Origin of the sequence: Dokdonia sp. MED134, assembly GCF_000152925.2 — a bacterium.
GTDB lineage: Bacteria > Bacteroidota > Bacteroidia > Flavobacteriales > Flavobacteriaceae > Dokdonia.
Window position 1 is genome coordinate 2,536,392 of sequence record NZ_CP009301.1, and the last position, 25,118, is coordinate 2,561,509.

General features: G+C 39.0%; 18 protein-coding genes. 17 read left to right on the forward strand and 1 reads right to left on the reverse strand.

Going from position 1 to position 25,118, the window contains the following annotated elements; genetic code table 11:
* Nucleotides 1–208: 208 nt before the first annotated feature.
* Nucleotides 209–598: an SPOR domain-containing protein gene (locus MED134_RS11185; RefSeq protein ID WP_038601211.1), complete on the reverse strand. Its 390-nt coding sequence runs from the start codon at nucleotides 596–598 to the stop codon at nucleotides 209–211.
* Between the two features lie 221 nt (nucleotides 599–819).
* Between MED134_RS11185 and MED134_RS11190 the strand changes: the two genes are divergently transcribed.
* The 17 genes from MED134_RS11190 to ruvA all read left to right on the forward strand — a co-directional run bounded on the left by MED134_RS11190 (nucleotide 820) and on the right by ruvA (nucleotide 25,112).
* Nucleotides 820–2,118: a c-type cytochrome gene (locus MED134_RS11190; RefSeq protein WP_038599082.1), complete on the forward strand. Its 1,299-nt coding sequence runs from the start codon at nucleotides 820–822 to the stop codon at nucleotides 2,116–2,118.
* 81 nt (nucleotides 2,119–2,199) lie between these two features.
* Entirely contained in the window at nucleotides 2,200–5,271 is a 3,072-nt protein-coding gene (locus MED134_RS11195; protein WP_038599085.1) for a TAT-variant-translocated molybdopterin oxidoreductase, read from the forward strand.
* 30 nt (nucleotides 5,272–5,301) lie between these two features.
* Nucleotides 5,302–7,065 (forward strand): NrfD/PsrC family molybdoenzyme membrane anchor subunit, encoded by a 1,764-nt coding sequence (gene nrfD / locus MED134_RS11200; RefSeq protein ID WP_084811667.1) that lies wholly within the window; start codon nucleotides 5,302–5,304, stop codon nucleotides 7,063–7,065.
* A gap of 6 nt (nucleotides 7,066–7,071) precedes the next feature.
* A complete protein-coding gene (locus tag MED134_RS11205) occupies nucleotides 7,072–7,602 on the forward strand; it encodes a DUF3341 domain-containing protein (protein ID WP_035327164.1) in 531 nt (176 codons plus the stop codon).
* A gap of 9 nt (nucleotides 7,603–7,611) precedes the next feature.
* The gene (locus MED134_RS11210) at nucleotides 7,612–8,310 is read left to right on the forward strand and encodes a c-type cytochrome (RefSeq protein ID WP_038599088.1); all 699 of its coding nucleotides are present in this window, start codon (nucleotides 7,612–7,614) and stop codon (nucleotides 8,308–8,310) included.
* Nucleotides 8,311–8,339: 29 nt separating this feature from the next.
* Nucleotides 8,340–9,704 (forward strand): hypothetical protein, encoded by a 1,365-nt coding sequence (locus MED134_RS11215; RefSeq protein ID WP_038599091.1) that lies wholly within the window; start codon nucleotides 8,340–8,342, stop codon nucleotides 9,702–9,704.
* 27 nt (nucleotides 9,705–9,731) lie between these two features.
* Entirely contained in the window at nucleotides 9,732–10,814 is a 1,083-nt protein-coding gene (locus MED134_RS11220) for a cytochrome c oxidase subunit II (protein WP_035327169.1), read from the forward strand.
* A 36-nt stretch (nucleotides 10,815–10,850) separates the two neighbouring features.
* A complete protein-coding gene (locus tag MED134_RS11225) occupies nucleotides 10,851–12,674 on the forward strand; it encodes a cbb3-type cytochrome c oxidase subunit I (RefSeq protein ID WP_038599095.1) in 1,824 nt (607 codons plus the stop codon).
* Nucleotides 12,675–12,854: 180 nt separating this feature from the next.
* Nucleotides 12,855–13,877 (forward strand): Holliday junction branch migration DNA helicase RuvB, encoded by a 1,023-nt coding sequence (gene ruvB / locus MED134_RS11230; protein WP_035327173.1) that lies wholly within the window; start codon nucleotides 12,855–12,857, stop codon nucleotides 13,875–13,877.
* 37 nt (nucleotides 13,878–13,914) lie between these two features.
* The gene (locus tag MED134_RS11235; RefSeq protein WP_038599098.1) at nucleotides 13,915–15,240 is read left to right on the forward strand and encodes a cytochrome P450; all 1,326 of its coding nucleotides are present in this window, start codon (nucleotides 13,915–13,917) and stop codon (nucleotides 15,238–15,240) included.
* A gap of 1 nt (nucleotide 15,241) precedes the next feature.
* Nucleotides 15,242–16,168, forward strand: a complete 927-nt coding sequence (gene queG / locus MED134_RS11240; protein ID WP_410470302.1) for a tRNA epoxyqueuosine(34) reductase QueG — start codon at nucleotides 15,242–15,244, stop codon at nucleotides 16,166–16,168.
* Nucleotides 16,169–16,280: 112 nt separating this feature from the next.
* On the forward strand, nucleotides 16,281–17,633 hold the full coding sequence (locus MED134_RS11245) for an MFS transporter (RefSeq protein WP_038599101.1): 1,353 nt from the start codon (nucleotides 16,281–16,283) through the stop codon (nucleotides 17,631–17,633).
* A 257-nt stretch (nucleotides 17,634–17,890) separates the two neighbouring features.
* Nucleotides 17,891–19,117, forward strand: a complete 1,227-nt coding sequence (locus MED134_RS11250) for an MFS transporter (protein ID WP_035327180.1) — start codon at nucleotides 17,891–17,893, stop codon at nucleotides 19,115–19,117.
* Nucleotides 19,101–20,957, forward strand: a complete 1,857-nt coding sequence (locus tag MED134_RS11255) for a trehalase family glycosidase (protein WP_038599104.1) — start codon at nucleotides 19,101–19,103, stop codon at nucleotides 20,955–20,957. Before MED134_RS11250 ends, MED134_RS11255 begins: the two co-directional genes overlap by 17 nt.
* A gap of 13 nt (nucleotides 20,958–20,970) precedes the next feature.
* Nucleotides 20,971–21,924, forward strand: a complete 954-nt coding sequence (locus MED134_RS11260; protein ID WP_038599107.1) for a carbohydrate kinase family protein — start codon at nucleotides 20,971–20,973, stop codon at nucleotides 21,922–21,924.
* A gap of 88 nt (nucleotides 21,925–22,012) precedes the next feature.
* Nucleotides 22,013–24,307 (forward strand): NADP-dependent malic enzyme, encoded by a 2,295-nt coding sequence (locus MED134_RS11265; RefSeq protein WP_038599109.1) that lies wholly within the window; start codon nucleotides 22,013–22,015, stop codon nucleotides 24,305–24,307.
* A 223-nt stretch (nucleotides 24,308–24,530) separates the two neighbouring features.
* Nucleotides 24,531–25,112, forward strand: coding sequence for a Holliday junction branch migration protein RuvA (ruvA, locus tag MED134_RS11270; protein WP_038599111.1), 582 nt, complete (start codon nucleotides 24,531–24,533; stop codon nucleotides 25,110–25,112).
* The last annotated feature ends 6 nt before the right edge of the window (nucleotides 25,113–25,118 follow it).

Here is a 25,118-nt window from a genome sequence, read left to right on the forward strand (position 1 = left end):
TAAATAACATCCTTTTGAGCAGTTTTAGGCCTTTTAAATGGCTTTATCATACGGATTGCACTGTCGTTTGTGAGAGCACGTTTGCTTGGTAGTTTGAGCTTGTTAAATTATGTGCTGTGAGTGTGAGTTTTGTTTAAATTAAAAGCATAAAAAAATCCTCAATATCAACAAGGTATTGAGGATGTTTTATAGGGTCTTTACGTGTGGGCTAGTTATCTGGCTTAAAAATAAAAGCACTAGAAAATTCCTTTCTTATTTCCATAAGAGCGCGATCTGCTTCTAGCCTATTTCTAAAGTTTCCTATCCATACTTTATAGTTAGGTGTTTCGTGTTTAATGGCAGATGTCCAGGTGCCTATGCGGTTACGATACTTCTTAAGTGTAGCGCTGGCAGTGTTTAAGCTCCCTGAGTATAGTTGTATCTTATATCTGTCTGCTAGTTTGTTGTCTTTTGTAAGGCTGCTTTTTAAATCAAGTAATTCGGTAATTCTATTGTCTTGATTTACGGTTACTTGTGCAGTTTGCGCTTTCGCGAAAGCGGAAAAACTAATGGTAACTGCTATGGCAATTACGATATGTTGAAACGGTTGTACGCTCATAATTTGCTGATTTTGAACAAAGGTAAAAGATAAAAACTTAAACAAATTAATATTATTATTTAGAACTATTATAAATTAGTAAGAACCCCTGTAAGGTGCCCCAAAAAATGCAGTTTGTGTAGTATTTTTGCATACCATTTTGTGCGCGGGTTTAACAGGTTCTTAACGAGCTTAACAGTATAAAAACCGTGCCATCTTTTTGAAGCTAATTCAATATTAATATGATACAGGTTAAACGCCAAAATTCATTCTCGAGAATACTTACCCTAGCTGCGGTAGTGCTTCTCACTTTATCTAGTTCTCTTTTTGCACAAGATGCACCTGCGGCAGATGCTAAGGCTGGTGAGGCTTTATTTAAAGCAAATTGTGCAGCTTGTCACAAATTATATAAGCCTATGACTGGGCCGTTACTTCATCAGGTTTCTGAGAAGTACGACCGTGAGTGGTTATATAAGTGGATCAAGAATAGCCAGGGACTTATTAAGTCTGGAGACCCTCTTGCTGTAAAAGTATATGAGGAGAATGGTAATAAAGTGATGAACTCTTTTCCTGCATTGTCTAATGCAGATATAGATAACATTCTTGCGTATACAGATACGCCAAAACCAGAAGCGCCAGCACCAACAGCTGTTGTTGGAGGTGCAGATGGAAATCAAGGAGGTGGAGTTTCAAATAACCTTATCCTTGCGATTCTTGGATTTGTGTTGTTGCTTCTTGTTGCTGTATTGTTTTTAGTAAACAACACACTTAACAAATTTGCTTCTGCTCAAGGAATTGAAATGCCGGTAGCGGAGAAGCGCAAGCCTATTTGGAAAGCATTTGTTGAAAATCAATTCTTAGTGTTAGTTTCGGTAATCTTCTTATTATTAGGAAGTGCATACTTTGCTTACGGGTGGATGTCACAAGTAGGGGTTGATCAGGGGTATATGCCTGTGCAGCCTATACACTACTCGCACAGAATTCACGCAGGAGAGAATGCAATAGAGTGTAAGTACTGTCACTCTTCTGCAAGAGTGTCTAAGCATTCTGGTATTCCATCTCTTAATGTGTGTATGAACTGTCACAAGTCTATCGCAGAAGTTGCTGGACCTGAGTCTGAGTTTAGCTCTGTTACTGAAGATTACTCTAAAGAGTTTTATGATAAAGAAATCCAAAAGCTTTACAAAGCTGTAGGTTGGGATGAGGCAACACAATCATATACTGGGGAAACGCAGGCGGTAGAGTGGGTGCGTATTCATAACCTTCCTGACTTTGCATACTTTAATCACTCACAACACGTAAGTGTAGCTGGTATAGAGTGTCAAAAATGTCACGGTCCTGTAGAGGAGATGGAGATTATGTATCAACACGCACCTCTTACTATGGGATGGTGTATAAACTGTCACCGTGAGACTAATGTGAAGATTGAAGGTAATGCATATTACGAAGAGATTCACGAGCAACTTGCAAAGAAGTATGGTGTTGAAAAAGTGACAGCTGCTCAAATGGGTGGTCTGGAATGTGGTAAATGTCACTACTAGTAAAGAGAATTTAAGTTTCGAAAGAAACTCTTAATAAAGGTTGCTGAGCGTAGTCGAGGCACAAATTAATAAATCAATTATATGTCATCAAACAAGAAATACTGGAAAAGTGTCGATGAGCTCCACGGAGATGCATCTATCGAGGCACTAAGACAGAATGAGTTTGTACAAGAAATTCCGACAGATGAATTTTTAGGTGATAAGGAAACACTTGAAAATACAGAAACTACACGTCGTGACTTCTTGAAGTACGTAGGTTTCTCTACAGCGGCAGCATCGCTAGCAGCTTGTGAAGGTCCTGTTGTAAAGTCTGTGCCTTATGTGGTGCAGCCAGAGCAAATAATACCGGGAGTTGCAGATTATTATGCGACTACTATTGCAGATGGTTTTGACTTTGCAAGTGTGCTTGTAAAGACTCGTGAGGGTCGCCCTATTAAAATAGAAAACAATGACCTTGCAAAAGCAGGTTTTGGGGCAAACGCTCGTGTACACGCATCTGTTCTTGGAATGTACGATACAAAGCGTGCGCAATTTCCAACAGCAGGAGGAGAAGAAGTTTCTTGGACAGATATAGATAAGGGTGTTGTTGCTGCGCTTGAGAGTGGTAAGAAAGCAGTATTGCTTACTCAGACATTTGCAAGTCCATCTACAGATAAACTTATAGGAGAATTTATAGCAAAATATCCAAATGTTTCTCACGTAGCTTATGACGCTGCTGGAGAGCAATTTGCTTTAGATGCTTTTGAAATAAAATACGGTTTCCGTGCATTACCAGATTATAATTTTGGTGATGCAGAAGTGATTGTCTCTGTAGGGGCAGACTTTTTAGGAGATTGGAATGGTGGTGGATACGACTCTTCTTATGGTAAGTCTCGTGTACCTAAAAATGGAAAGATGTCTAAGCACTTCCAGTTTGAGGCAAATATGTCACTTTCTGGTGCAAATGCAGATGTACGTGTTCCAGCTACACCATCGCAACAAAAATTAATAGTGCAAGCACTAGCAGGTGGATCTGCTTCTGGTCTTCCAGAAGGGGTGAAGGCTAAAGTTGCTCAAGCACGTAAGGCACTTCTTGCTGCTGGTAGTAAAGGATTACTTGTAACAGGTGTGCAAGATGTTTCTACGCAGAGAATCGCGCTTGACTTTAACGAAGGTAAAGTGGTAATGGATACTGCTAAGCCTAAGCTTACAAGATCTGGAGATGCTCGTAAAGTGATGCAACTTGTGAAAGAGATGAACGCTGGTCAAGTAGGAACACTTATTATGGCTGGAGTAAACCCTGCTTATAGTCTTCCTAATGCAGATGAGTTTGTTGCTGGTCTTGCAAAGGTTGATGTTTCTGTAGCTTGTTCATTAAGAGCAGATGAGACAGCGGCACTTTCTACTCATATTGCACCGGTACCACACTACCTTGAGTCTTGGGGAGATGTGCAGATTAAAATGGGTGAAGTAAGTTTACAGCAGCCTACAATAAAAGAGATATTTAATACACGTCAGTTCCAGCAAAGTCTACTTAACTGGATGGGTGTAGATAAAACATATTACAGCTACCTTAAAGAGACTATGTCTTCGGCAGGTATCGCATTTAATAAGTCTGTTCAAGCAGGAGTTGTTGAGACTAGCGCTTTCGCGAAAGCGGTAACCGCATCAAACACTTCTATAGCTTCAGATGCTGGTCTTGCGAGTACATTGCAAGAGGGTAATGGAGGTTTTGAACTTACGTTGTATACAAAAACTTCAATGGGTGATGGAACTCAGGCAAACAATCCTTGGTTACAAGAGATGCCAGATCCATTAACACGTTGTACTTGGGATAACTACTTAACAATGTCTGAGGCAGATGCTAAAGAGCTTGGTTTGTGGTTTGATAGAAGCTCATTCTTTACAGAAGCACGTCACGATGCAAATGGTGGTCTTAATGGTCACTATGCTAACGTTACTGTGAACGGTGTTACTATTGAGAAAGTACCGGTAATGATACAGCCAGGACAAGCTAAAGGATCTGTAGGTCTTGCGGTAGGTTATGGTCGTAAAGAAAGCATACAAGAGGAGATGCAAACGGGTGTTAATGCATTCCCGTTAATGCAAAACTTCCAGACTACTCAAAGTGTTACTATTGAAAAAGTAGGTGGTGTACACGAGTTTGCTTCTGTACAACAGCACAACACACTTATGGGTCGTGGTGATATCGTAAAAGAGACGACTCTTGAGATATTCAATACAAAAGATAAGCATTTCTGGAACGCGGTTCCTGAGGTGAGTAAAGCACACGTAGAGTACGAAGTGACTTCGCCAGAAGTTGATCTTTGGGAGGAGTTTGATCGCTCAGTAGGGCATCACTTTAACCTTGCTATTGATCTTAATGCTTGTACTGGGTGTGGAGCTTGTGTAATTGCTTGTCACGCTGAGAATAATGTTCCTGTAGTAGGGAAGTCTGAAATACGTCGTAGCCGTGATATGCACTGGTTACGTATAGATAGATATTATTCATCTGAGGATACATTTGCTCAAGATGATACTAAGAAGGAAGAGTTTGATGGATTAGGTGGTGATAAAGGTTCTCTTGGAGGATTTGGAGAGCTTGAAGATCCAGCTGCAAATCCACAGGTTGCTTTCCAACCTATAATGTGTCAGCACTGTAACCACGCTCCTTGTGAGACTGTGTGTCCAGTTGCGGCAACATCACACGGTCGCCAAGGTCAAAACCATATGGCTTATAACCGTTGTGTAGGTACGCGTTACTGTGCAAACAACTGTCCTTATAAAGTACGTCGTTTCAACTGGTTTCTTTATAATGGTAATGACGAGTTTGATTATCATATGAACAATGATCTTGGACGTATGGTTATCAACCCAGATGTTACTGTTCGTTCTAGAGGGGTTATGGAGAAATGTTCTATGTGTATGCAAATGACACAAAAGACTATTCTTGATGCTAAGCGCGAAGGACGTAAGGTTAAAGACGGAGAGTTTGCAACCGCTTGTTCTAATGCTTGTACAACTGGAGCACTTGCCTTCGGAGATATAAACGACAAGGATAGCAAGATTGCAGAGCTTAAAGAAGATGATCGTATGTATCACTTACTTGAGCACGTAGGAACAAAACCAAATGTATTCTACCAGACAATGGTACGTAATACAGAAGAAGTATAAAACAACTAATCTAAAGACTAATTATATAGGATTATGGCGCATTACGAAGCACCTATACGAAGACCACTAGTTACCGGAGATAAGACCTATCACGATGTAACATTAGATATCGTTGCTCCAGTGGAGGGACGTGCAAATAAATCTTGGTGGCTCGTATTCTCTATCGCACTAGTAGCTTTCTTATGGGGAATAGGCTGTATTATCTATACTGTAACAAACGGTATCGGTAGTTGGGGTCTAAATAAAACCGTAGGTTGGGCTTGGGATATTACCAATTTTGTATGGTGGGTAGGTATCGGTCACGCAGGAACACTAATTTCTGCAGTACTATTATTATTCCGTCAGAAGTGGCGTATGGCAATTAACCGTTCTGCAGAGGCGATGACTATTTTCTCTGTAGTTCAAGCAGGATTATTCCCTATTATACATATGGGTCGTCCTTGGTTAGCTTACTGGGTATTACCTATACCTAACCAGTTTGGTTCTTTATGGGTAAACTTTAATTCTCCGCTACTTTGGGATGTATTTGCAATATCAACGTACCTTTCTGTGTCATTAGTTTTCTGGTGGACTGGATTATTACCTGACTTTGCAATGATACGTGATAGAGCTGTTAAGCCTTTCCAGAAGAAAATCTATAGTTTACTTTCATTTGGTTGGTCTGGTAGAGCAAAAGATTGGCAGCGTTTTGAAGAGGTGTCACTTGTTCTTGCAGGTCTGGCAACACCACTTGTACTTTCTGTACACACGATTGTATCTTTTGACTTTGCTACGTCTGTTATACCAGGATGGCACACCACGATTTTCCCTCCTTATTTTGTTGCGGGAGCGGTATTCTCAGGGTTTGCAATGGTAAACACGCTTCTTATTATAATGCGTAAAGTTGTAAGTCTTGAAGCTTACATTACAATACAGCACATTGAACTTATGAATATTGTAATTATGATTACAGGTTCTATAGTAGGTGTAGCTTATATTACTGAGTTATTTATGGCTTGGTATTCTGGAGTGGAATATGAGCAATATGCATTCTTAAACAGAGCAACAGGGCCTTACGCTTGGTCTTACTGGGCAATGATGACGTGTAACGTTTTCTCTCCGCAGTTTATGTGGTTCCCGAAATTAAGAAGATCTATAATGTTCTCTTTTATCATATCAATTGTTGTAAACATCGGGATGTGGTTTGAGCGTTTTGTAATTATTGTAACATCACTTCACCGTGATTACCTTCCATCTTCTTGGACAATGTTCTCACCTACATTTGTAGATATAGGTATCTTCATAGGTACTATTGGTTTCTTCTTTGTATTGTTCTTATTATATGCGCGTACATTCCCAGTGATTGCACAAGCAGAGGTTAAAACTATTATGAAGTCATCTGGTGAGCGTTATAAAAAATTACGTGAGTCTGGACAATCATTAGTAGGTACAGGAGCAGATCCTCGTACATCTGGTGGGCCAGTAAAGATTAACCTTGATGGAGCATACATTGCAAAACCTCAAGAGGTTGCCGAAGGTGAAACAGTTATTCCAGAAGATAACCACGGTAGTGATTCATTAGTGAGCCGTTTAGGAACCTTTGATGCTGCTACTCAAAAGGCAGATGATCTTAAGGTAATTAATGGTATAGGACCAAAAATGGAAGAGAAGCTTAACGAGCTAGGAATTTATACGTACGAGCAAGTAGGTAAAATGACTTCTGTTGAGTACAATTTATTAGATAATCTAACTGGATCATTTCCTGGTCGCGCAGAGCGTGATGATTGGGCGGGTCAAGCTAACAATCTTAAATAATTAAGTATGGCATCTACAGTTATACACGCAATATACTCTGATGACGACGTTCTAATGAACGCTGTTAAGGAGGTTAGAAAAAAACATCTTCATATTAATGAAGTGTATACACCATTCCCTGTACACGGGCTTGATAAGGCTATGGGGCTTGCACCTACTCGTCTTGCTATTACTGCCTTTTTATATGGATGTGTGGGAATTACAGTAGCAACATTAATGATGAATTTCATTATGATCGAAGACTGGCCACAAAACATTGGTGGTAAGCCATCTTTCAGCTATATTGAGAATATGCCAGCTTTTGTGCCTATTATGTTTGAGCTTACGGTATTTTTTGCAGCTCACTTAATGGTTATTACTTTCTATATGAGAAGTAAATTATGGCCTTTTAAGAAAGCTGAAAATCCAGATGTACGCACGACAGATGATCACTTCCTTATGGAGATTGATGCAACTGGAAAAGATGGAAAGGAACTTGCAGACTTTTTAGTAACAACTGGAGCTGTAGAGATTAATTTAATTGCAAACGAAGCATAAGTCAACGCAATGAAGAATATATTTAAAATAGCTGTTTTGTTTATCGCTTTTGGCAGTATGATTTCTTGTCAAGATGATAATAAACCTAACTATCAGTATATGCCTAATATGTACGAATCTGTAGGTTATGAAACTTACGGTAAGTACGAGGTGTTTCCTGAAGGGTATGAAGCTTTAAAACCGGCAGAAGGTTCGGTGATGAGAGGATGGTTGCCATATGATTATGAAAATACTATTGAAGGAAAAGCTTCCGCGAAAGCGAACCTGAAAAACCCATTACCTTATACAGAGGAGAATTATGTTAAGGGTAATGAGTTATATAACATTTACTGTTCTATATGTCACGGTGTAAAAGGTGACGGAAAAGGAACATTAGCAAAAAGAGAGAAAATACTAGGTGTCCCTGCATATAACGATGCTGGTAGAGCTATCACAGAAGGTAGTGTATACCACGTGATGTATTACGGTATTAACTCTATGGGATCTTATGCGTCGCAGATGACAGAAGACGAACTTTGGATGGTTGATCATTACGTAATGGGTCTTAAAGATGCATTAGATGGAAAACCTGAGAGAGCGTTTACAGCAGCAGAAATTATTGAGGAAATGACAGAGGGTAAGATTGATACAGATCTTAACGAAGGTGCAGTAGATGCTATACCAGGTCCTGTGTCTGAGCCAATGAATGCAGCAGGTAACGAACACTAATAACTAACGGAACAACCGATATTTAAGATATGTACACATTATCTAAAAACTTAAAATTATCAGCGATTATCTTTATGGTAGTAGGATTTGTCCTATTTGCTGTAGATTACGTTTTCTTACCAAAGACAATAGCAGATGTTGAAGCAATGCACGCAGGTGACTCTCACGGAGGTGGTCACGGTGATGCAACAGTTGCAGATGCTCACGAAGCAGATACACACCACGTAGCAACCGATGATGCACACGCAGAAGACGGTCACGTAATGACCGAAGAAGAGCATAATGAGCACTTACTAGCGGGTTACCAAAATAAACCTTGGTCTGCTGTTTATATCGCTGCTTTTTTCTTCTTTATGATTTCTCTAGGGTGTCTTGCATTCTACGCAGTACAATATGCTGCTCAGGCTGGATGGTCGCCTTTATTACTTAGAGTAATGGAGGGTATAACAGGATATCTTTTACCTGGAAGTATTATAATGTTTGTTTTGCTAGCATTATCTGGATTCCATTTTAACCATATGTTCCACTGGATGGCAGATGGAATTACTGATCCAGCAAGTGATAACTATGATAAGCTTATTGCTGGTAAATCAGGATGGTTAAATGTGCCTTGGTTACTGATTAGAGCTGCAATTTTTATTGCTGGATGGAACATCTATAGATTCTTTGCTGTAAAGTTCTCAAAAGAGCAGGATGAAGCATCTGATAACAAATCACACAAAAAGTCATTTAAACTTGCTGCAGCATTCTTAGTGTTCTTCTTATACACTGAGTCAATGATGTCTTGGGATTGGATTATGTCTATCGATCCTCACTGGTTTAGTACTCTCTTTGGATGGTACGTACTTGCAGGTATGATGGTTTGTGGTATAACTACCATCGCTCTTATAACTATGATACTTAAGGGTGCAGGTTACTTACAGAGTGTAAATGATAGTCACATACACGATCTTGCTAAATTTATGTTTGGTTTCAGTATTTTCTGGACGTACTTATGGTTCTCACAGTTTATGCTTATATGGTACTCAAACATACCAGAAGAGGTAACGTATTACATACAACGTATTGAAGATTATAACTTACCATTCTTTGGTATGTTAGTAATGAATTTCCTTTTCCCATTATTAATATTAATGAATAGCGATTTCAAACGAGTTAACTGGTTTGTAGTAATGGCTGGTATAGTAATCTTATTAGGTCACTATGTAGACATCTTCAATATGGTTATGCCAGGTACAGTAGGACAGGCTTGGTCGTTTGGATTTGTAGAAATAGGATCACTTATGTTCTTCTTTGGATTGTTTGTACTGATTGTTTTCAGTTCACTTACAAAACGTCCTTTAGAGCCTAAGCGTAATCCGCTTATTGAAGAAAGTAAACACTTTCACTATTAGAATATAGATTAAAGAAGTTAGAAAGCAATGACAGGTTTATTAGCACTCATCGTAGTAATTCTATTTGTAGTCACACTTTGGCAAATGTCAAAGATTTTTAAACTATCTCAGTTTAATAAGAAGACCAATAGTGAAAATGCTCAAGTAGCAGACGATAAAGACAACAGAATCAATGGTAAATTGATGTTGATGTTTATCACATTTTTATATGCCATAACTATTTACTGTTTCTGGAATTACAGTAAGTTTTATTTGCCAGAACCATCTTCTGAGCACGGAGCAGATTATGACACCTTGTTATTTATCTCTCTTGCACTTATAATGTTCGTACAAGTAATCACACAAGCATTACTTCATTACTTTGCATATAAGTACTCAGGTAAGAAAGGTCAAAAAGCATTATTCTATGCAGATAATGATAAGCTAGAATTTATCTGGACTATTATTCCAGTAATCGTTCTTGCAGGTCTTATTATCTATGGTCTCTTTACTTGGTCAGATATAATGAACTTTGAAGAGGACGAGGATGCTATAGTTGTAGAATTATATGCAAAGCGTTTCGGTTGGCAAGCACGTTATGCCGGAGAGGATAATATCTTAGGTAACGCAAATGTTCGTTTTATTGAGGGAGCAAACACAGTAGGTGTTGATGAAAGTGATGCTGATGCAATGGATGATAAAATTACAACAGAGCTTCACCTTCCAGTAGGGCGTCAGGTAATCTTTAAATTACGTTCTCAAGATGTATTACACTCTGCTTATATGCCTCATTTTAGAGCGCAAATGAACGTTGTGCCAGGTATGATAACTCAATTCTCTTTTACTCCATCTAAAACTACTGCAGAGATTCGTGATACGGATTATATGAAAGATAAGATGGCGACTATCAAAGAGATTAGAAAAGAAAAAAATAAAGCTTCTATAGCGGCAGGAGATGGTCCAATAGACGCTTATGATGAATTTGACTATTACTTGCTATGTAATAAGATTTGTGGAGCATCACACTATAATATGCAGATGAAGATTGTTGTTGAAACTCAAGAAGAATATGACGCTTGGATTGCAACTCAAAAAACATTTGGCAGCTCTATAGCAGCAGCTCAAGAATAAAAAAAGAAAAAGAAAAATTAACTAAAGAATCTAGGTATGGCAGCACACGCAGCAACAGCAGATCACGGTCACGATGATCACGAGCACCACCACGAGCAAACGTTTATAACGAAATATATCTTTAGTACTGATCACAAGATGATCTCAAAGCAGTATTTAATTACTGGTTTGATAATGGGTATTATAGGTATTGGGATGTCATTGATATTCCGTTTACAGCTGGCTTGGCCAGACCACCAATTTACTATCTATGAGGTGCTCTTAGGAGACTGGGGTAAAGACGGTGTGATGGATCCAAACATTTATCTTGCACTTATTACCATACACGGTACCATAATGGTATTCTTTGTACTTACAGCAGGTCTGAGTGGTACTTTTAGTAACTTATTGATTCCACTTCAGATTGGAGCGAGGGATATGGCTTCTGGATTCCTTAATATGGTATCTTACTGGCTCTTCTTCCTTTCTTCTGTAATAATGGTATTATCATTATTTGTAGAGTCAGGACCAGCAGCAGCAGGTTGGACTATCTATCCACCACTATCTGCTCTACCTAACAGTATACCTGCTTCAGGAATGGGTATGACATTGTGGTTAGTAGCGATGGCAATATTTATTGCATCATCACTATTAGGTTCACTTAACTATGTTGTTACAGTACTTAACCTTCGTACAAAGGGGATGACTATGACAAGATTACCACTTACAATTTGGGCTTTCTTTGTGACAGCTATTATCGGTGTGGTTTCTTTCCCAGTACTTCTATCTGCAGCTTTAATGCTTATTATGGATAGAAGCTTTGGTACATCATTCTTCTTATCTGATATTTATATTGGAGGAGAAGTATTACATAACTCTGGTGGTTCACCAGTATTATTTGAGCACCTTTTCTGGTTCTTAGGTCACCCTGAGGTATACATTGTATTATTACCAGCACTAGGTATCTCATCAGAGATAATATCTACAAACTCACGTAAACCTATATTTGGTTACCGAGCGATGATTGCTTCTATTTTAGCAATTGCGTTCTTATCAACTATTGTATGGGGTCACCATATGTTTATTTCAGGTATGAACCCATTCTTGGGATCTGTATTTACATTTACAACCCTATTAATTGCAATACCATCTGCAGTAAAAGCTTTTAACTATATCACAACCTTGTGGAAGGGTAACCTTCAGTTCAACCCTGGTATGCTTTTCTCAGTAGGATTAGTTTCTACCTTTATTTCTGGTGGACTTACGGGTATCATACTTGGAGATTCAACGTTAGATATAAACGTACACGATACGTATTTTGTAGTAGCTCACTTCCACTTAGTAATGGGTATCTCTGCATTATATGGACTTTTTGCAGGTGTGTATCACTGGTTCCCAAAAATGTTTGAAGGTAAAATGATGAACAAGAACCTAGGTTACGTTCACTTCTGGATTACAGTTATTGGAGCTTATGGTATTTTCTTCCCAATGCACTTTATCGGTATGGCAGGTTTACCTAGACGTTACTATACAAACTCCGCTTTCCCGTATTTTGATGATCTTGTAGATGTAAACAAAGCGATATCTATTTTTGCTTTCATTACAGCGGCTGCACAGTTAGTATTCTTATACAACTTCATACACTCAATGTTCTATGGAAAAGTAGGTTCTAAAAACCCTTGGAAATCTAATACATTAGAGTGGACAACAGATCACAAACATATACACGGTAACTGGGCAGGTGCAATTCCTGAAGTACACCGCTGGCCATATGATTATTCTAAGTTGAATAAGGATGAGTCAGATTATGTAATTGCTGGTCAAGATTATGTACCGCAAACAGTTCCGCTTCAAGACAATGAAGAAGAAATGCATCACTAGAGATGTCATAACATATATCATACTTTTATGATTACTTAAAACCCATTCTTAACGAGTGGGTTTTTTAGTTTTACGCTTTCGCGAAAGCGTAACATTATCCTTTATTAGTCTTAAATGGAAGGGTGCTGTAAAGTTTCAAACAAGACAATTTCTTATCTTTGATAGAAATCACCTAGACGTATGAATGAGCACTTGGATCCTACAAACGAAGGTTACTCAAGAGAAGAAGTAGATATTGAGAAAGCGTTAAGACCTTTGTCGTTTGACGACTTTGCAGGACAAGATCAAGTGCTTGAAAATCTCAAGGTTTTTGTACAAGCGGCAAATCTTAGAGGAGAGGCATTAGATCACACCCTCTTTCACGGTCCTCCAGGTCTTGGTAAAACTACCCTTGCAAATATTCTTGCAAATGAACTTGGGGTAAATATTAAGATAACCTCTGGTCCTGTTCTAGATAAGCCTGGCGATCTCGCTGGATTACTTACTAATCTAGATGAGCGCGATGTGCTATTTATAGATGAGATACATAGACTTAGTCCTATAGTAGAAGAGTATTTGTACTCGGCTATGGAGGATTATCGTATAGATATAATGATTGAGACCGGGCCAAATGCACGTACCGTTCAGATAGACCTTGCGCCTTTTACACTCGTAGGAGCAACTACACGTTCAGGTCTTCTTACAGCGCCTATGCGCGCACGTTTTGGTATATCTAGTAGATTGCAATATTATACAACAGAACTTCTTACAACCATCGTACAGCGTAGCTCTAGTATACTAGGAGTGCCTATCTCTATGGAAGCTGCTATAGAGATAGCTGGTAGAAGTCGTGGTACACCTCGTATAGCAAATGCCTTATTGCGTAGAGTGCGTGATTTTGCACAAATAAAAGGAAATGGTAGTATCGATATTAAGATTGCTAAGTATAGTCTTGAAGCACTTCACGTAGATGCTCACGGGCTGGATGAGATGGATAATAAAATACTAGCTACGATTATAGATAAGTTTAAAGGCGGGCCTGTGGGACTCACTACACTTGCCACTGCCGTTTCTGAAAGCGCCGAAACTATTGAGGAGGTTTATGAACCTTTTTTAATACAGCAAGGTTTTATTATGCGTACTCCAAGAGGACGTGAAGTTACAGAGGATGCATACAAGCATCTAGGTAGAGTAAAAGGCCCTGTGCAGGGAGGTCTGTTTTAGGAACATTCTATTTTAAAATATTATATAAAAGCACCCTATGTCTAATGATATTCCAGCAGTTTCGGTCTTAAAATTTCTGGCAAATGCTGGGAGTATTTTAAAGAATCCGCTTCCTTTTCATCACGATAATTTTGAGAGTAAGGGTGATACCTTTAAGTTGCAGTTGGGCTTTGGCAATGAAGTTGTCTTCTCTAGAGATCCGGGCTTTGCAAAGTATGCATTGCAAAAAAACCAGCGCAACTATACAAAGTCACCCATTCAAACTAAAGATCTTGCAAAGTATGTAGGCGAGGGACTTTTAACCTCAGAAGGTTCTCTATGGAAAAAACAACGCAAACTCATACAGCCAGCCTTTCATAAAAAACAGCTTGCACAGCTTATAGAAGCTATGCATACAGTAATAAAGGAGGAGTTACAAAGCATAAAGACAGGAGAGGCGTTTGATGTATTTGAGATATTTAATGACCTTGCTTTTAATACAGTTGCAAAGTCACTCTTTCAGACCGAGGTAGATCGTAAAAAGATAAACCGCTTACAATACATTACAGAGCAAGCCCAAAAGATGCTCGTAAAAGAGTTGAGACAGCCTTATAAATCTTGGTATTTTAAGTATGCTGGGCCTATAGACAAGCACCTGGCTCTTACTCAAGAGGCGCGTGACATACTAATGGAGCTCGTAGAAGAACGTCGAGCATCACAACAAAAGGTAGGAGACTTACTAGATATGCTTCTGGAGTCTACTTATGAGGATGGCACAGGTATGGATGATGAGCAGCTCATAGATGAGATTCTCATACTCTTTACAGCGGGTCACGAGACAACTTCAAATGCGCTTACATTTGCCGTCTCATTACTTGCAAGACATCCAGAGTGGCAAGATAAAATTTATGAGGAGTACGCTTTCGCGAAAGCGTACTCAACATCATTAAACGAGTTTTTAAGACATTGTACAGTCACTAAGCAAGTGCTAGAGGAAACAATGCGACTTTACCCACCAGCCTACTTCATAGACAGAGTAAATATCGAAGAAGACGAATATATGGGGATGAAGATACCTGCAGGTTCTAATTTATTGTTTTCGTGTATTGAGATTCACAAGCATAACGATTTTTGGGAAGACCCATTACAATTTAACCCTACTCGATTTGATGACAATGCGGGGATGTATCACGATGCCTATTTCCCATTTGGGGCGGGACCTAGAATGTGTATAGGTAATAACTTTGCAATGTATGAGATGATTCTTGCGGTTACCGAAATGGTATCCCGTTTTAAAATCACTCCTATAAACACACCTATAGAAATATTACCGCTCATTACCCTCAAGCCAAAAAATGCAATATTAGAGTTTACTGCAAGATAGGGTGATAGAGAATAGATCAAAACATACAGCATTTATTAAGGCAGAAGCACAACGCTTAGGTTTTATGTCTTGCGGTATAAGTAAAGCAGGTTTTCTTGAAGAAGAAGCGCCTCGTCTTGAGTCTTGGCTCAATAAAAATATGCACGGCGAGATGCAGTATATGGAAAACTACTTTGACAAGCGCCTTGACCCTACAAAACTTGTAGAAGGGTCTAAGAGTGTAATATCACTCCTACTTAATTATTACCCTCACGAGTTGCAGAATGAGGAGTCTTATAAAATCTCTAAGTATGCCTATGGCCGTGATTATCATTTTGTGATAAAAGATAAACTCAAAGAGTTTATGCACGTTATACAAGAACAGATAGGAGAGGTGCACGGCCGTGCTTTTGTAGATAGCGCTCCTATACTTGATAAAGCTTGGGCAGCAAAGAGTGGTCTGGGGTGGATAGGTAAGCACAGTAATTTACTTTCAAAAAAGGCAGGGTCATTTTATTTTATTGCAGAGCTTGTAGTAGACCTAGACCTTGAGTATGATACACCTGTTACAGATCACTGTGGGAGCTGCACTGCTTGTATAGACGCTTGTCCCACACAGGCTATTGTGGAGCCGTATAAGGTAGACGGGAGTAAATGTATAAGCTATTTTACGATAGAGCTTAAAAATGAAATACCTGAGTATGCAAAGAGTCAACTAGATGACTGGATATTTGGTTGTGATGTATGTCAAGATGTATGCCCTTGGAATCGATTTTCAAAAGCACATAGTGAGCCGTTATTTAACCCAAACCCTAAGCTGCTCACTTATGATAAAAAACAATGGGAAGAAATAACTCAAGAGGTGTTCTCAGAAATATTTAGAAAATCTGCTGTAAAGCGAACCAAATTTTCTGGCTTGAAGCGAAATATCGATGCATTAAAAAAATAGTCGTAATTGACGCCTCAATTGCGAAATCCTTAAAATTACAGACACTTAACGTTATCTTAATATTTTTACGGATATTACTGTCTTGAATCATAATTAAAATCCAGCATATTTTATGAACAAAATACTCAGTAGTATCAAAAAGCCCAACCTGTCCTTCTGGCAAATATTTAATATGAATGTTGGCTTTTTAGGAATACAATTTTCTTTTGGGCTACAACAAACAGCCATCAACCCTATCTTTTTATACCTAGGCGCAGCCGAAGATTTGCTACCTATTTTAAATATAGCAGGACCTATTACAGGTCTTATTGTACAGCCTATAATTGGGGCTATAAGTGATAAAACGTGGTCTCCTAAATTTGGTAGAAGAAAACCATTCTTTCTAATAGGAGCTCTACTGGGTAGTCTTTGCTTGTTTGCATTTCCTTTTAGTCCAGCCCTGTGGGTTGCGGTTTCTTTATTGTGGATACTTGATATAGGGAATAATATGGCAATGGAGCCATATAGAGCACTAGTAGGAGACAAGCTCCCAAAGACTCAATTAAGTCTTGGGTACCAGATGCAAAGTCTTTTTGTGGGTGCAGGGACAGTAATAGCAATGATCTCAATTATTTATTTTCAAGACATACTAGGTCTCGCAGAAGAAGTTGCGGGAAGTATCCCACTATGGTTGTATTATTCATTCTTTATAGGAGCCGTACTTTCTATCACGACTATATTATGGTCTGTGTATAAGACTAAAGAGATACCGCCTTCACCAGAAGAAATGGAAGAAATAGAGGGCTTTAGAAGGCTCACTTTTGCAGAAAAATTTAAAGAGCCATTTATAGAGATTGCTAGTACGGTAAAAACTATGCCTAAGTTTATGTGGAAGGTTGCTGGAGTATACCTTTTTCAATGGTATGCGTTATTTGTTTACTGGCAGTTTAATGTGCCTATGTTTAGAGATACTCTTAACTTTAGTATAGGTGAGGCTGCTTCACAATCGGCTAAGATGAGTTTGACTTATAACTCTGCAACCATACTAGTTGCACTTGTATTAGTACCTCTAACATTGAAATATGGAGGAAGAAAGATATATGCAGCTAGTCTTTTTGGGACTGCGCTCGCTATGTTTTTAATACCGTATATAACAGATGCAAATCTCGTACTGGCACCTATGATTTTATTTGGAATAGGGTGGGCAGCTATGATGGGAATCCCATATACAATGGTTTCAAAAATAGTACCGCAGCGTAAACGTGGTATCTATATGGGTATTCTTAATATGATGATTGTAATACCTATGGCAATAGAGACGGTAACATTTGGACCTATCTATAAATATTTGTTAGGTGATAACGCCATTAATGCTATTCTTTTTGCAGGAGTATTCTTTTTAATCTCAGCATTTTTAGCATTGCGTTTAACACCCAAACAAGCACAAGAAGTGTATGACGTAGAAAATGAGGGCGTTGTTGAATAAACACTTTGTTTTCATTAAACCCTCTAGTACTAATAACTTATTAGTATATTAGTAGAACAATAGAAGTTCTTTTTCTTGAGCCACTATAAAAGAACTGTATGACAGTTATAAAACTGTCCTATTATTGCTAAGATTTACAGCATCTTGTTCGTAAGATTAAATCCAATAATCATATGGCGTTTGAGGCTGATAAGTGGTTAATACCCAACTGAAAGCACTGGCTCGCGCTGGTGCTTTCATACTTTAATCCCTTTTTTATGAAACATATAGGTGTAAAACTCTCATTGTATCTCAACTATTTTGTCTTTGCTATTCTTCTTAATAGTGTGGGTATTGTTATACTCAAGTCACTCAACAATTATGGTGTAGATGAAACTACGGCTAGTGTGCTAGAAGCATTTAAGGATTTGCCTATAGCTATTGTCTCATTTGCTATTGCTTCCTTTTTACCTAGAATAGGATATAAAAAGGCAATGCTCATAGGTCTAGCTATGGTAACCGTAGCGTGTATCGCTATGTATTATGGGAATACATTTGATACGGCAAAGATTCTTTTTGCTACCGTAGGAGCAGCATTTGCACTCATAAAAGTTTCTGTTTACTCTACCATAGGTCTTGTGACTAACTCTACAAAAGAGCATAATAGTTTAATGAGTTCTATAGAAGGTTTTTTTATGGTAGGTATTGCGCTTGCTTATTTTCTTTTTCCTGCATTTAATACAGAAGGTGAACCAGACGCGTGGCTTAACGTTTACTGGCTACTAGCAGCACTCTCTGCGGTGTCTTTTGTTATCTTATTATTTACCAAATTTGAAAAAGAAGCAGAGATACCTGGCGCAGATCTTAAAGAAGATTTTCTTGAGATGTTTAAGTTACTAGCAAGATTGCTCATTATCGTTTTTGTTATAAGTGCATTTCTATTTGTAATGATAGAGCAAGGTATAATGTCGTGGCTACCTACATTTAATAATAAAGTGTTAGGCCTAACTGAAAATTTAGGGATTATGATGTCTAGTATTCTTGCGTTATCTCTAGCTGCTGGACGATTACTTGCAGGTGTTCTTACTCGTAAAATATCTTGGATTTATGTCCTCTCTGCCTGTACAATAGGAGCAATGCTTCTCGTAGTGTTTGTGTTGCCTAAAACCGTTGGCCTTAATGTGGGTGAGATAAGTTCATTAAGGGACATACCAGCTATAGGCTTTGCGTTTCCATTAGTAGGGTTGTTTATAGCGCCTATTTATCCGTTGCTCAACTCTGTTGTCTTAAGTGCGCTGCCTAAGAGAGTACACAGCCCTATGACAGGGCTTATAGTGATATTTTCGGCACTGGGAGGGACGTTTGGTAGTAGGATTATAGGATATTTATTTGAAACAAAAGGCCCAGAAAACGCTTTCTACTTTACACTTATTCCTATGACGGTGCTACTTGTATTTTACTTTATTCTTAAAAAACTTACAGAAAAAGATGCACTTCAAGGGTAATATAAAAGAAACACTTCGTCACTTGCTAGAGCAAGAAGACACAGATGGAGATAAGAAAATCACAGTAGAAGATCAAGGGCCTAAGCAATTTGACATATCTCTGTATGGAGATGATAACGCTTTCGCGAAAGCGTATACTATAAAAGGAACCTACCATCTTTCTAATTTTTTACAGGAGCTCGCTTTAGAAAGAGCGCTTAGTAAAACCGAAGCTGTAATTCCTTTGTGGAAAATAGAGGAGCAACCCACTAGCCGCATTAACCGAATGATACGTGATTACTTCTGGGACGACCTTACACGTACAATAGATAAGAAGGGGCTTGCAAATATCCTCACAGATACAAAAGCTGGAGATAGCGTGCAACGTATGTACGTACCTGGAACAGATCAAGAGGGTATAGCATATTATAATAATCTAAAGACAGATTTTCCTAATCTAGAGGTTGTGGTGCTTCCTCTAGAGATTACTCCAGAGTATGTAAAGTCTATAAATGAGAAGCCAGGTATTCTGGCATTGGGTCTTGAGGGTAAAAACGGAATTCCGTTTGTAGTGCCCGGAGGAAGATTTAATGAGATGTATGGATGGGATAGCTATTTTGAAGGTGTAGGGTTACTGTTAGATAACCGTGTAGATCTAGCTAAAGCTATGATTGATAATTTTTGCTATCAAATCACACATTATGGTAAGATATTAAATGCAAATAGGAGTTATTATCTCACTCGTACACAGCCTCCATTTTTGAGTTCGTTTATAAGAGAAACTTTTGAAAAAGATCCAAGCCTAGGTAAGGAGTGGCTTGCAAGTGTTCTAGCTATTGCAATACAAGAGTATGAAACTGTATGGATGAGAGCGCCTAGATATACAGATAATGGTCTCAATCGTTATTATGCACAAGGTGTAGGAGTGCCGCCAGAGACAGAAGAAGGTCATTTTGATGAGCATCTAGCCGTTGTGGCAAAGAAAGAAGGTTGTAGTATAGAAGAACTGGTGAGCAACTATCAAAATGGAAGTCTAGACTTACCTGAGTTAGATCGTTACTTTACACACGATAGAAGTTTACGTGAGAGCGGTCACGACACCTCGTGGCGACTTGACGATGTGTGTGCAGATCTAAACACGGTAGATCTTAATAGTTTATTATATAAATATGAGATAGACTTTGAGTACCTCATTGCTACTTATTTTGCGGGTGACTTTAAAGGCAAAAAATCTAGATATTATAAAGAAAGTGCGCTAGCTCGCAAGGAGCGTATGGATACCCTTATGTGGGATGAAGATAGGAGTCAGTACTTTGATTATAATTTTGTCACAAAGCAGAAAACTGAATTTGAAAGTGCTTCAAATTACTTTCCATTATGGGCAGGTCTGCTAGATAATGATAAAGCAATGAAGACCGTAAGACGTCTTATGATAGATCTTAAAGAAAAGGGAGGTGTAGCAGGTACAAGTCGCGCTATGAATACAATTATCCCAGAAGGAGCAGTACAGCGCCAGTGGGATTATCCTAACGGCTGGGCTCCGCACCAGATGATGATATGGCGAGGACTTAAAGCATATGGTTTTGATAAAGAATTACAAGAGCTTGTGTACAGGTGGTTGTGGATGATTACTAGAAATGCCGTAGACTATAATGGGGTTATACCTGAGAAGTACGATGTCGTGTCTGCAACGCATAAAGTTTTTGCAGAGTATGGTAACGTGGGGACCGAGTTTGATTATATAACAACTAGTGGTTTTGGGTGGATGAATGCTAGTTATCAATTAGGGCTTTCATTACTGAATCCTAAATTGAGAGAAGCCCTAGATAACCTTGAAGATCCAGAAGAAGTATTTAATTAAAAATTAGATTTAAGTGAAAAGAGACTTAGATATTTTATGTGTAGGTGAGGTGCTTATAGATTTTATAGGGCATCAAAAAGAAGTGCGTATAGATAAAACACGTGATTACCACAGGTACTTAGGTGGTAGTCCTACTAATGTAGCGATGAATCTGGCACGACTGGGTATGAATGTAAAACTTGCCGCCACCATAGGAGATGATGGGCTAGGCGTTTACATTAAAGATAAACTTACCGAAAATGGCGTACAAACAGATCTCATTGCGACAGATCCTGAAAATCCTACGAGTGTAATTTTTGTGTCAAAAACTACGGGCACACCAGATTTTATACCTTATCGATATGCAGACACTAAGATCTCAGAAACCCAAGTGTCTGATGCTTTACTAGCGCAAACTACTATTTTTCATACCACAGCATTTGCTCTAAGTAAGAAGCCTGCAAGAACTACAATTTTAGCCAAAGCAAAAAAAGCTTACGAAGCTGGTTGTACACTTAGCATAGATCTTAATTACTCTCCTCGTATTTATCCTAATAGGGAGAAGGCGATAAAAACCTTTAGAGAGTATTGCTCATATAATCCGCTCGTGAAGATAAGTGAGGATGATATGGAGCGCCTTTTTGGTGAGAAAAGAAGTCACGAGGCTATTTTTGATTTCTTTCACAATGATTTTGGAGTAGAGCTTGTTTGTCTCACCCTAGGATCAGAAGGGGTTAAGCTTTCGCGAAAGCGTAAAAATCACCCTCCAGAAATGATTGTTGAGCCAGCGGCAAGAGTAGAGCAAATACTTGATGCTACGGGAGCAGGAGATGCTTTTTGGAGTGGATTCTTATTTGCTTACATAAGAGAGTATGACATCAAAAAATGTCTCAAAGTGGCGCTGTCACTGGCCGCTATAAAATTACAGCACGTGGGTAGATTACCTCAAAATGTTGATATACTCACCCAGTTGCTAGATTTTAAATAATAACTTCCATTAGGTAGATGTTAACAAGACTAGGTGTATAACCGATACGGAATTCAGTACTTTTGCAAGTCAATAGATAACCAACTTTATGAGTCAGCAGAACAAAAGACGGAGGGAAGCCCTCGTATATCACGCAAAGCCAAAACCAGGTAAAATTGCGGTAGTTCCTACAAAAAAGTACTCAAGCCAGCGTGATCTTGCGCTTGCTTATTCTCCAGGGGTGGCAGAGCCGTGTCTAGAGATAGAAAAAAATATTAATAACGTTTATAAATATACAGCAAAGGGTAACCTTGTAGCTGTAATCTCAAATGGTACTGCGGTGCTAGGTCTGGGAGATATAGGGCCAGAAGCATCAAAACCTGTTATGGAGGGTAAAGGTTTACTCTTTAAAATATTTGCTGGGATAGATGTTTTTGATATAGAAGTGGGGACAAAAGATGTAGATGCTTTTATAGAAACTGTAAAAAATATTGCTCCGACCTTTGGGGGGATTAACCTTGAAGATATTAAGGCACCAGAAGCTTTTGAAATTGAGCGCAGGCTCAAAGAAGAGCTAGATATACCAGTAATGCACGATGACCAGCACGGTACGGCAATTATATCTGCCGCAGCGATGCTCAATGCATTAGAAATAGCAGGTAAGCGCATAGAAGATGTGCGTATCGTAGTGTCTGGCGCGGGTAGTGCAGCTATCTCGTGTATGAACTTGTATCATTTACTTGGTGCTAAGCTAGAGAATATTGCGATGTTTGATATAAATGGTCTTCTTAAAGAGGATCGTACAGACTTATCTCCAGAGCAGTTTAAGTTTATGAGTAAAGAGAGTTTTAACACGCTAGCAGAGGCAATGGTTAATGCAGACGTGTTTTTAGGTCTCTCTGTGGGTAACATTGTAACACCTACAATGGTACAGTCTATGGCAAATGATCCTATTGTATTTGCAATGGCAAACCCAACTCCAGAGATAGATTATGATGTTGCGATAGCATCAAGACCAGACTTAATAATGGCAACGGGAAGGTCTGACCATCCTAACCAAGTTAATAATGTGCTAGGTTTTCCATTTATTTTTAGAGGTGCGCTAGATGTGCGTGCAACTGCAATAAATGAAGCGATGAAGATGGCGGCGGTAAAAGCGCTGGCTCAACTAGCAAAGGAGCCTGTTCCAGAACAGGTAAATATCGCATATGGAGAGACTAGATTTACCTTTGGTCGCGATTATATTATCCCAAAACCATTTGACCCAAGATTAATAACTACAATACCGCCGGCGGTTGCAAAAGCAGCGATGGAGTCTGGAGTAGCAAAAGAACCTATAAAAGATTGGGCAGTTTATCACGATGAGTTGCTAGAGCGACTGGGTGAAGATAACAAGATTGTAAGATTACTAATGGATCGAGCACGCCGCAACCCAAAACGTATAGTCTTTGCAGAGTCAGATCAACTAGATGTGCTTAAAGCTGCACAAATCGCTCACGAAGAGGGTATCGCAATACCCGTTTTATTAGGAAACCGTGATGTGATATTAGAACTTAAGGAAGAGATAGGTTTTGATGCAGATGTAGAGATTATAGATCCAAAATCTGACGAAGAGAAAGCTCACGTGGCAAAGTATGGTGAGATATACTGGGAGTCAAGAAAGCGCAAGGGTATCACGCTCTATGCAGCACAAAAACTACTTAGACAGCGAGATTACTTCGCCTCTATGATGGTGAGTCAGGGCGATGCAGATGGTATGCTCTCTGGTTTTAGCCGTAGTTATCCATCTGTGATAAAACCGGTTCTTGAAGTAATAGGTACTGCGCCTGGTGTGCAAAAAGTAGCCGCTTGCAACCTGATGGTTACCTCAAAAGGACCACTCTTTCTTGCAGATACCTCTATAAACATAGATCCTAATGCAAAGGAACTGGCAAAAATTGCCCAGATGACTTCGACGGCTGTAAGGATGTTTGGACTAGAGCCAGTGGTGGCGATGATGTCTTACTCAAACTTTGGGTCATCTACACACGAGAAGGCAAAAACGGTAAGCGACGCTGTATCTTACTTACACCGCAACTTCCCAGAACTTATTGTAGACGGAGAGGTGCAGGCAGATTTTGCACTTAATAGAGATATGTTGCAAAGTAAGTTTCCGTTTTCAAAACTTGCCGGTAAGAAAGTAAACACGCTTGTGTTTTCAAATATAGATAGCGCAAACATCACGTATAAGATGATTAAAGAGCTAGAAAATGCAGATAACATAGGACCTATAATGCTTGGTATGCGCAAACCTGTGCACATTTTGCAACTGGGTGCAAGTGTAGACGAGATGGTCCATATGACTGCTATCACAGTAATTGATGCTCAAAAGAAGGAAAACTTTTTTAACAAGCAGCAGGAGTAAGCGGTTGTACGCTTTCGCGAAAGCGTAATGATACCTCATAATTTAAAGGTTCAGATTTATTTCTGAACCTTTTTTTGTTTTGAAAATAGAATAGAAATGACGGTGTAAGTGCCTAATTTTTCGGTGTGGTGGGGTTGTGCGCTTTCGCGAAAGCGTAAGGATATAAATAACATTTCTCCTAGACATATATTTCTTACATTTACGCACCTTAAAATACTGTTAAATGATTACGCACCTAAGCGGTAGACTTATTGAGAAGAATCCTACACACGTTGTATTAGACTGCAATGGAGTGGGATATTTTATAAACATCTCCTTGCATACTTTTGGGCAACTAGGTGATGGTGAGGCGCTCAAGCTGTATACCCATCTCCAGGTTAAGGAAGATAGCCATACACTATATGGTTTTATGGAGGTGATGGAGCGTGAGATATTTAGACTATTACTCTCTGTTTCTGGAATAGGAGCGAGTACCGCAAGAACAATGTTATCTTCACTTGAGCCTAATCAAATAAAGCAGGCTATCGCTTCAAATGATGTGGCGACCATACAAAGCATAAAGGGAATAGGGGCAAAAACATCGCAGCGTGTGATTTTAGATCTTAAGGATAAAATACTTAAAGTATACGATATCAGTACTGAAAGTGCTGTGCAAAGCAATACTAATAAAGAAGAGGCGTTATCTGCTTTAGAGACTTTAGGATTTGCGCGTAAGCAGGCAGAGAAAGTATGTCTAGCTATCACAAAAGAAAAGCCAGACGCGAGCGTAGAGACTATTATTAAAGAGGCATTAAAAAAACTGTAGGTCTAT